Origin of the sequence: Arthrobacter sp. AK01, from assembly GCF_021109375.1 — a bacterium.
Classification (GTDB): domain Bacteria; phylum Actinomycetota; class Actinomycetes; order Actinomycetales; family Micrococcaceae; genus Arthrobacter.
This window is the reverse complement of the sequence record NZ_JAJOHP010000117.1, coordinates 1-8727: the sequence shown is the minus strand read 5'-3', so window position 1 is coordinate 8727 and position 8727 is coordinate 1. Positions and strand designations below refer to the sequence as shown.

The window sequence follows — 8727 nt, the reverse complement described above, 5'->3', positions numbered from 1 at the left end:
CCGTCGCCCCCAAACTCGGACTCCCCCAACGCGACCGCGGCGCTGGCCGACCCACCAAGAAGGACCGTAGGGATATGGAGAAGCTGCGGGGGTAGGTTGTGGTGGCGGGCACTTATCCACAGGCCGCCATTTCTGACATGAAACCTTCTCCGACCCCGGCCTAGACTGACCGGCACACCGCCAAACAGCTGCTGGGGAGCCTGTCATGCCACGCCTTTCGTCTGCCACTTTTCGTATCTTGAATGCCGGGAAACTGGTCACGGGAGTGGCATTGGCGCTCCTTCTCAGCGGTTGTCAGGGCGTTTCCACGCCCAGCGCCTCACCCTCAGAAACAAGTTCGACGACGGCGTCGCCCACCACGAGCGCTACGGTCCCGGCGGCTTCGGCTACTCCTTCAGCGGCGGCCGCGTACAAGCCCGCGGATGCCAAGGGAAAGGCACAGAATGTGCCGGTTCCCGTGATGCCCGACCTGGCGAAGGAGAACTCGAAGGTTGGGCTGGAGGCGTTTATTGGGTACTACTATGCCCAGTTGAGCTACAGCTACGAAACCGGGTCAACAGAACAATTAGCGCCCCTTAGTAGTCCCACCTGCACCCTATGTACTTCCCTCCGCAAAGGCATTGAGGCTGGTTGGCAAGACGGTCGGTGGATCGCCGGGGCCACAATCAGATCGGCAACGGTTGAAACTACCTTTGATCTATCCGCGTCAACTCAAGTCGCCGCCGTGCAGGTCATCCAGGAGCCAATCGAAATCAGGGATAAAGAAGGATCTCTGTATCAGGAGCCGACAGTTGCAACGAACTCCGCGAGTCGAGCGGAGCTGCGGTTTGCGGATCAGCGCTGGCTACTGGTCGACCTTGGTCTGATCCGTTAGTCCATGCATAAATTCACGCGAAGCATCAGCGTTCTTATGATTTCTGTCTGCATGTCATTTCTGTTTCAGAGCGCACTCGCCGAAGCGAAAGAGCCAAAAATTGACATCGGCTACGTCGAGAATGGTTTGGAACTGGCCGGCACTCAATGGACAAGGGACCCCGTCACCGGCGAGTTCATTCCGAAAATCGACGGTTCGCCGGCCGCCGAGGACCCGAACCAGTACATGGCTGACGTTCACTGCCGGTCTGGCGGAACGGATACACCAGACAAGGGTTGCCTGACGATGGAATGCCCGGCCAAGACACCTGACGGAGAAGAAGGCACCCCGGTGATCTGGAGGCAGGCACCGAAATCCATCACTAGTCCCACATGGACGGACTACCCAGCCGTCAGCGGACCGACGTGCCTATACGACCCTGAACCTGAGAACGTCCTGGCCAACATCGCCGCCCGCATCCTCACCGACTTCCGACAACTACCCGTCAGCCCCGGAACCCTCGAAGCCCAGCCGTTCCCGCACACCCTCAAAGGCGGCCCCACCAACTTCTACGCCACCGCTGGAGAGCAAGGCTTCGACGTCACCATCCTCGGCCAAGCCGTCCACCTGACGGCAACACCGGCGAGCTACACCTACGCCTTCGGCGACGGAACAACCCTCGGACCAACACCGGTGGCCGGCTACTCCATCCCCGAGGCAGAGTGGCTCAGCAACAAGACGCGCACCAGCCACATCTACACCGAAACAGGCAACTACCAAGCCACCCTCACGGCAAGCTTCACCGGCACCTACTCCGTCAACAACGGCCCACCACTACCCATCAACGGAACACTCGACATCACCACACCGGCCAAAACCATCCACGTCTGGAAAACAGAAAGAGCACTCGTAGCCGACACCTGCCAGGAAAACCCCAAGTCATGGGGCTGCCCCGGCGCAGAGAGCGGATAACCCGTGAGCGGCTCGGCGGAGCTTAGGAGAACCAGGTGTCCGGAGGGCCCATGAACAGCAGGAAGCTAAACACTGCGCCCACGGCCACGAGTGTCACAACAACGGCAAGGATGGGATTCCTCAACACCCAGGCCTGGGCTTTTTCGAATCCTCCCTTAGGCGCATCGCCACCGGCGGCCAAGCGCCAGTCGCCGGCGAGGAGGCCGCGACGGTCGAGGGATTTCTCCATGGGGATGGTGGCGTAGGGAATGACAGCCGACGCAATGGCAAGGAGTCCTGTGCGGGTTGTCCACTTCTGGTTGATCCAGGTGAAAGCGGCAGTCGCTGCATAGCAAAGGAACACGAAGCCGTGGATGCCTCCGGCGATACTCACCCCCACGTCGGTGGTCCGCGTGACGTACTTGAGGAACAGCCCGATCAGCAACAACGTCCATGTCACGGCCTCGGCAAAAGCGACGGTACGGAACAAGGTGCGGGGCTGCATGGAAGTCCTCAGGTAGAAAACGGGAGACACATCCAATTTACCGTGGTGGACGGACTCTTGAGGAATCACCCGGTATGGGAAGCGCCTGCCGGTTGCGGATGCGGGAATCACCGAATTCGATGGCAACCGGAGCGATTTCGACCACGGGCTCGTGCCGCGTACGGGCTTTACCCACAGCAATATGTGGAACCCACCGCGGCGACCTATAGCCAAGGGCGGGTGAGCTCAGGATGAAGTCGTCAACGTTGTCGAGACCCAATTCGTCCAGCAAAAGGTGCAGACCCTGCAGCAAGAGAGCCTGATAGTCGTGAACTTCCAGCGGAACATCCACTTCGAGACCCATGACGCGTCCGCCGCCCAAAGGAATCAGCTTGTCTGACTTGCCTAAAAACGCGGCCAGGACGGGGATCTCCGTCAGCCAACTGGCAATTTCAGGAAGCACGTCCTCCGGCTTCGCTGCTCCCTTGGTCCACGCTGCGATGTCATGGGCCAGGTCGTCGAGAATCCCGACATGCAGCAGGGTCATATGTAAGCCCGAGGGATTTCGAAGCGAATCGACGAAGCGGTTAAGGCCCTCGTAGTCCGAGGCACCGGCCCCAACACGGAGAACGGGTACCTCAACGGTGACGCGAGGTCCATGCGGTTTGCTTCCAGTGGGGTTGCTGGCCGTCATGGTTGCCATTATGCGCCGGCCGCGAAGCAAGCGGGAGGCCGACGGCGGAACTCGGCTTCCGCCGTCGTGCGTTGTTCCTTACTTCTTGGAGCGGGCCTGGACCAGGTTGGCAAACGGAAGCCGACCGAAGGCCGCAATGAAATCAGCGTGGTAGGTCGCTTCGGCGGCATTGACTTCGCTTGCAGGAAGCTCCTTCCATGCAATCACCAAGTCCAAGGCATCACGCAGTTGCCAGATGAGCCGCGCGTCCCAGACAACGGTCGGACGTCCGCGGCCGTAATCCATGAACTCCTGGATCTGCTTGCGGAGCCCGCGGTTACCCTGGCTGCCGGCACTCGCTTTGCCGAGGTACACCACAGAAGCGTCCGGAATCCACTCTGCTTCCAGTGCTTCCCGTTTGAGGGAGGGGTCCTTCTTCTTGAACGTTCCGGCGGCGCTCTTGCTAAGGAACATGGGCTCGAAGTCGGCCGGGCGGAGGATCGCAAAGATGCCGGGTCCTTGGGGGATCCTCATGGGATCGAGTTCGTCGAGCGGCCGGAACCCGGTGAACCCGTCGTCGGTGAGGGACTTTCTGGTGAAGAGCATGGTCCATTGTGTCAAGGATGGGTGGTCGGGTGGATGGCCAAGGCGGCTTCCCGTACCGCTGTGCCGTATCCGGGAAGTCGGCGTACGGCGACATTTGCGAATTTCGCCGTACGGCGACAGAGGGCAGTACCAGCTTCCAAACCCTGAAGCGGTTCTTTCAGCGTTGACAGGCCCTTGTGACCCGTGCCATATTCAAAGCGTGAACCTGTCAGACAGCCGGACAGCCGGACAGCAAGAGCCCCAGGGTGCGCATATGCCCATCTCCCGCATCTCCGCAGCTGAAGCGGTCTTCGCGGCCCTGAGGCGAGCCATCGAGGGCGGCCAGTTCGATATCGGCACCAAGTTGAGCTCCGAAGCAACGCTCGCTGGTCAGTACGGCGTCAGCCGCTCCGTCATCCGGGAAGCGCTGAGGTCCTGCAACACGTTGGGCCTCACGGTCACCAAAACCGGCAAAGGCACGTTCATCGTGGCGAACAAGGTTGCTAACGACCTTACCTTGGGTCAGTACAGTGCACGGGATCTCAACGAGGCACGTCCGCACATCGAGATTCCGGCGGCCGGGCTCGCCGCCCAGCGCCGCACTGATGAGGAGCTGGAGCACCTCAAGGAAATCGTCCAGGAAATGCTCAGCGAGAACGACCCCGAAGCCTGGGTGAACCTGGACGCGAGCTTCCATTCAGCCGTGGCCCGCGCCAGCGGAAACCGGGTGTTCGCCAGCGTCGTCTCGGATATCCGTGAGGCACTGGCCCACCAGTCCGAAACCCTTAACCTCGTAGCAGACCGGCAACACCGCTCGGACGAGGAACACGTTGCCGTGCTCAACGCGATCGAAGCGGGCGACTCCGAAGCCGCAAGTAAAGCCATGGCCGCCCACCTGCAGGCCGTCAGCGTGGCACTGGACACGATCCTCAGCAAATGACACACCCCAAGGACACCATCACCATGCCCGTCCCCGAAGCAATGGCCACACCCCAGGCCTCCGCGCACCAAGCCCCCAAGCATGTCCCGCTCGTCGAGGTAACCCGCGACGGCTTGGTGGAGAGCATCCACTACGGTTCGCTGATCGCCCTGCGGAGCAACCGCACCACCGCAGTGGAGGCCGGCGAGCCTGACGCCCCGATGTACCCGCGTTCAAGCCTGAAACCATTGCAGGCCGTAGCCCTGCTCAAGGCCGGCTTGGATATCCCCCAAAACCTCTTGGCCCTCACGGCGGCCAGCCACTCCGGTGCGCAGATGCACCAGGCTGGCGCCACTGAAATCCTGAAGCTGCACGGCCTCACAGAAGCGGCTCTGGGTAACAGCACGGACCTCCCGTACGGCGTCCCCGAGCGCGAAGAGTGGCTCCGCCAGGGCAACGGCCCTACCCAAATCGCGCAAAACTGCTCCGGCAAGCACGCCTCCATGACTGCCGTGTGCGTCATCAACGGCTGGCCTGTGGAGGGGTACCTGCATCCCGAGCACCCGCTGCAGGTCCTGGTCCGCGACACCATCACCGAACTCACCGGGGAGGAAGCGGCCGCAGTGAGTACTGACGGCTGCGGAACCCCGCTCTTCGCACACTCGCTGCACGGCATGGCCCGCGCTTATGGCCGCCTCGCGGCCGCCGACGAGAGCACTGACGAAGGCAAAGTCGCCCACGCCATGCGCCGCTTCCCGGAAATGGTGGCCGGCGAGGGCCGCGACGTCACCGCCCTCATGCGGGCCGTGCCAGGCCTGCTCGCCAAGGACGGCTTTGAGGGCCTCCAACTGGTGGGGCTCCCGGACGGCACGGGCATCGCCGTGAAGATTTCCGACGGCGGCGATCGCGCCCGCATGCCCGTCACCGTTGAGGTTCTTCGCCGGTTGGGCGTCGACGGCGGCAGCTTGGACACGCTTCAGAGCCCGCCCGTGCTGGGTGGCGGCCTTCCGGTCGGCGAACTCCGCGTAGCCCAAATTTTCAGCAACTAAACCAAGGACAGCTATGACCACCGTCGATCAGGCAATCCCACTCCGTTCCGAACACGACCTTCTGGGGGACCGAAACGTCCCTGCGGATGCTTACTGGGGCGTTCATACGCTCCGGGCTATCGAGAATTTCCCCATCACCGGACAGCCCCTCTCAACCAACAAGCACCTCGTCAGGGGTTTGGCTGCCGTGAAGCAAGCTGCGGCCCGCACCAACCATGAGCTTGGCCTCCTGGATGCCGAACGGGCAGGCGCCATCGAGCAGGCGTGCCAGGACATCATGGACGGCATGCTCCATGAGCAGTTCATGGTGGACGTGATCCAGGGCGGCGCGGGCACCAGCTCAAACATGAACGCCAACGAGGTCATCGCCAACCGTGCACTGGAAATCCTGGGTCACCCCAAGGGGGATTACTCCAAGCTGCACCCGAACGACCACGTCAACCTGAGCCAGTCCACCAATGACGTCTACCCGACGGCGGTGAACCTCGCCACGATCTTCTCCGTCAAGGAACTCCTCCTGGCACTTGAAGAACTCGAGGTCGCTTTCGCAGAGAAGGGCCGCGAATTCAGGACCGTGGTCAAGATGGGCCGCACCCAGCTCCAGGACGCCGTGCCCATGACCCTGGGCCAGGAGTTCGGCGGGTACGCAGTGACCATTGGCGAGGACCGCGCACGCCTGGACGAGTCGCACATGCTGATCCACGAGATCAACCTGGGTGCCACCGCAATCGGCACTGGCTTGAACGCCCCGGCCGGTTACGCCGAAGCTGCCTGCCGCCACTTGGCTGAAATCACAGGCCTTCCCCTCCTCACTGCTGCGGACCTCATCGAGGCCACCCAAGACGTGGGCGCGTTCGTTCACCTGTCCGGCGTCCTCAAGCGGGTGGCAGTGAAACTCTCCAAGATTTGCAACGACCTCCGCCTGCTGTCCTCCGGACCGCGTGCGGGTTTGGGCGAGATCAACCTTCCGGCTGTGCAGTCCGGCTCGTCGATCATGCCCGGCAAGATCAATCCGGTGATCCCGGAAGTGGTCAGCCAGGTGGCGTATGAAGTCATCGGCAACGATGTCACTGTCACCATGGCCGCGGAGGCGGGCCAGCTTCAGCTGAACGCCTTCGAACCGATCATTGTGCACAGCCTGCACAAGAGCATCTCGCACCTGGAAGCAGCGTGCCGCACCCTTACGGCACGCTGCGTCCGGGGCATCACCGCAAACACCGAACGGCTACGGCTTACCGTGGAGCAGTCGATCGGTCTCGTCACGGCATTGAACCCCCATATCGGTTACGCCTCCGCCACCGCTATCGCCCAGGAGGCGCTGGCAACGGGCAAGGGTGTGGCAGAGCTCGTTCTGGAGCACGGCCTGCTGACGGCAGCGCAGCTGGAAGAACTTCTCAGCCCCGAACGTCTGGCAAATCTCAGCAAACAGGTCGAAACTGACCACTAAGCCCAGCGGCTTTAGTCAGCCGTCCCGCCCGATGAGGCATACCGCCACGAGGCGCTGTCTTGCGTGCCCGAATCCCTGACCGGACGCGCCCAGGACACCCCCAACAGGACACTCCTAAGGATTCCAATGACCAATCCCATCACGGACCACACGGTCCCGGCCCAAGCGCACGCCAGCGAAAAAGCCCTCCACCAGGAGGACTCCGGCTACCACAAGGACCTCAAGCCCCGCCAGATCCAGATGATCGCGATCGGCGGCGCTATCGGCACCGGCCTGTTCCTGGGCGCCGGTGGCCGGCTCAATGCGGCCGGCCCGTCCCTTGTCATTGCGTACGCAGTCTGTGGCTTCTTCGCTTTCCTGATTCTTCGCGCCCTTGGTGAACTCGTTTTGCACCGCCCGTCGTCGGGGTCGTTCGTCTCCTACGCCCGTGAGTTCTACGGCGAGAAGGCAGCATTCGTCTCGGGTTGGTTCTACTGGATCAACTGGGCCACCACCACCATCGTGGACATCACCGCAGTGGCGCTATATATGAACTTCTTCGGCAAATACATCGCCTGGATGGGCGCCGTTCCGCAATGGGCCTGGGCGCTCATTGCCCTGGTGGTGGTCCTCTGCCTCAATCTGGTGTCCGTGAAGGTCTTCGGCGAAATGGAGTTCTGGTTCGCGCTGATCAAGGTGGCCGCGCTGGTGGCCTTCCTCCTTGTCGGCACCTACTTCGTCATCTTCGGCACCCCAGTGGATGGCCAGGAAGTGGGCTTCAGCCTCATCTCGGACAACGGCGGCGTCTTCCCGAACGGCATCCTGCCCATGATCATCCTCATGCAGGGTGTGCTGTTCGCCTACGCCTCGATCGAGCTCGTGGGAACCGCTGCTGGTGAAACTGCCAACCCGGAGAAGATCATGCCCAAGGCCATCAACTCCGTGGTCTTCCGCATCGCGGTCTTCTACGTTGGCTCCGTCATCCTGCTGGCCCTGCTGCTCCCTTACACCTCGTACGAGAAGGGCGTCAGCCCCTTCGTGACATTCTTCGGCTCCATCGGCGTCGAAGGCGTAGACGTCATCATGAACCTCGTGGTGCTCACCGCCGCCCTGTCCTCGCTGAACGCCGGGCTCTACTCCACGGGCCGCATCCTCCGCTCCATGTCAGTGGCCGGCTCCGCCCCGAAGTTCGCGCAGCGCATGAACAAGGCAGGCGTCCCTTATGGCGGCATCGCCATCACAGCAGGCGTTTCGTTGCTCGGCGTTCCGCTGAACTACCTGGTTCCGTCCGATGCCTTCGAAATCGTCCTCAACGTTGCCTCCGTGGGCATCATCGTCACCTGGGCCACGATCGTCCTTTGCCAGATGCAGCTCAAGCGCTGGTCCGACAAGGGCTGGTTGAAGCGACCGTCGTTCCGGTTGTTCGGCGCCCCCTACACGGGCTGGCTGTCCTTGGTCTTCCTGCTGGGTGTCCTGATCATGGTGTTCATCGAGTCCCCGCTCACCATGCTGGTCACTGCGATTGCCTGCGGACTCATGGTCTGGGGCTGGTTCCTGTGCCGCAAGCAGATCCACGAACTCGCTGCCACGCGCGACGGTTACACCGGCAGCGCACCGGTGATCGCCAATCGCCCGCTCCCCGGCGGCGACAAGTAACAAGCAACAACCGCTGAATCACGACCGGGGGGGGGGGGGGGGGGGGGGGGGGGGGGGGGCGCGGGGGCGGGGGGGGGGGGGGGGCGGGGGGGGCGGGCGGGGCGGCGGCGGGGGGCGCGGGGGCGCCGCCG

10 protein-coding genes and 1 pseudogene are annotated in these 8727 nt (G+C 62.6%); 7 read left to right on the top strand and 4 right to left on the bottom strand.

The window, feature by feature from the left end; genetic code table 11:
- Window positions 1–95: pseudogene (locus tag LN996_RS22905) on the top strand (RNA-binding S4 domain-containing protein); the annotation flags it as partial.
- 199 nt (window positions 96–294) lie between these two features.
- On the opposite strand, the gene LN996_RS23765 reads toward LN996_RS22905, so the two are convergent.
- Window positions 295–429, bottom strand: a complete 135-nt coding sequence (locus tag LN996_RS23765) for a hypothetical protein (RefSeq protein ID WP_256490922.1) — start codon at window positions 427–429, stop codon at window positions 295–297.
- A 31-nt stretch (window positions 430–460) separates the two neighbouring features.
- On the opposite strand from LN996_RS23765, the gene LN996_RS22900 reads away from it, so the two are divergent.
- Both LN996_RS22900 and LN996_RS22895 read left to right on the top strand, forming a co-directional pair.
- Entirely contained in the window at window positions 461–874 is a 414-nt protein-coding gene (locus tag LN996_RS22900; protein WP_231343385.1) for a DUF6318 family protein, read from the top strand.
- Window positions 875–925: 51 nt separating this feature from the next.
- Window positions 926–1825, top strand: a complete 900-nt coding sequence (locus LN996_RS22895) for a PKD domain-containing protein (RefSeq protein WP_231343384.1) — start codon at window positions 926–928, stop codon at window positions 1823–1825.
- 22 nt (window positions 1826–1847) lie between these two features.
- Here the strand turns inward: LN996_RS22895 and LN996_RS22890 are convergent, their stop codons facing one another.
- From LN996_RS22890 to LN996_RS22880, 3 genes are all read right to left on the bottom strand, one after another.
- The gene (locus LN996_RS22890; protein WP_231343383.1) at window positions 1848–2309 is read right to left on the bottom strand and encodes a DUF3817 domain-containing protein; all 462 of its coding nucleotides are present in this window, start codon (window positions 2307–2309) and stop codon (window positions 1848–1850) included.
- A gap of 37 nt (window positions 2310–2346) precedes the next feature.
- Complete coding sequence (locus tag LN996_RS22885) at window positions 2347–2982, bottom strand: hypothetical protein (protein WP_231343382.1); 636 nt, start codon at window positions 2980–2982, stop codon at window positions 2347–2349.
- 78 nt (window positions 2983–3060) lie between these two features.
- Window positions 3061–3567, bottom strand: a complete 507-nt coding sequence (locus LN996_RS22880; RefSeq protein WP_231343381.1) for a hypothetical protein — start codon at window positions 3565–3567, stop codon at window positions 3061–3063.
- Window positions 3568–3766: 199 nt separating this feature from the next.
- Here LN996_RS22880 and LN996_RS22875 point away from each other — a divergent pair, with 199 nt between their 5' ends.
- The 4 genes from LN996_RS22875 to LN996_RS22860 all read left to right on the top strand — a co-directional run bounded on the left by LN996_RS22875 (window position 3767) and on the right by LN996_RS22860 (window position 8596).
- Complete coding sequence (locus tag LN996_RS22875; protein ID WP_231343380.1) at window positions 3767–4486, top strand: FadR/GntR family transcriptional regulator; 720 nt, start codon at window positions 3767–3769, stop codon at window positions 4484–4486.
- Window positions 4483–5514, top strand: a complete 1032-nt coding sequence (locus LN996_RS22870; protein WP_231343379.1) for an asparaginase — start codon at window positions 4483–4485, stop codon at window positions 5512–5514. Before LN996_RS22875 ends, LN996_RS22870 begins: the two co-directional genes overlap by 4 nt.
- 13 nt (window positions 5515–5527) lie before the next feature.
- Window positions 5528–6961: an aspartate ammonia-lyase gene (locus tag LN996_RS22865; protein WP_231343378.1), complete on the top strand. Its 1434-nt coding sequence runs from the start codon at window positions 5528–5530 to the stop codon at window positions 6959–6961.
- A 126-nt stretch (window positions 6962–7087) separates the two neighbouring features.
- The gene (locus LN996_RS22860) at window positions 7088–8596 is read left to right on the top strand and encodes an amino acid permease (RefSeq protein WP_231343377.1); all 1509 of its coding nucleotides are present in this window, start codon (window positions 7088–7090) and stop codon (window positions 8594–8596) included.
- Window positions 8597–8727: the final 131 nt, after the last annotated feature.

Coding starts and splice junctions, on each gene's coding strand:
- LN996_RS22860 (WP_231343377.1), top strand. CDS start 7,088: ATGACCAATCCCATCACGGACCACACGGTCCCGGCCCAAGCGCACGCC.
- LN996_RS22865 (WP_231343378.1), top strand. CDS start 5,528: ATGACCACCGTCGATCAGGCAATCCCACTCCGTTCCGAACACGACCTT.
- LN996_RS22895 (WP_231343384.1), top strand. CDS start 926: ATGTCATTTCTGTTTCAGAGCGCACTCGCCGAAGCGAAAGAGCCAAAA.
- LN996_RS22900 (WP_231343385.1), top strand. CDS start 461: ATGCCCGACCTGGCGAAGGAGAACTCGAAGGTTGGGCTGGAGGCGTTT.
- LN996_RS22870 (WP_231343379.1), top strand. CDS start 4,483: ATGACACACCCCAAGGACACCATCACCATGCCCGTCCCCGAAGCAATG.
- LN996_RS22890 (WP_231343383.1), bottom strand. CDS start 2,309: ATGCAGCCCCGCACCTTGTTCCGTACCGTCGCTTTTGCCGAGGCCGTG.
- LN996_RS22885 (WP_231343382.1), bottom strand. CDS start 2,982: ATGACGGCCAGCAACCCCACTGGAAGCAAACCGCATGGACCTCGCGTC.
- LN996_RS22880 (WP_231343381.1), bottom strand. CDS start 3,567: ATGCTCTTCACCAGAAAGTCCCTCACCGACGACGGGTTCACCGGGTTC.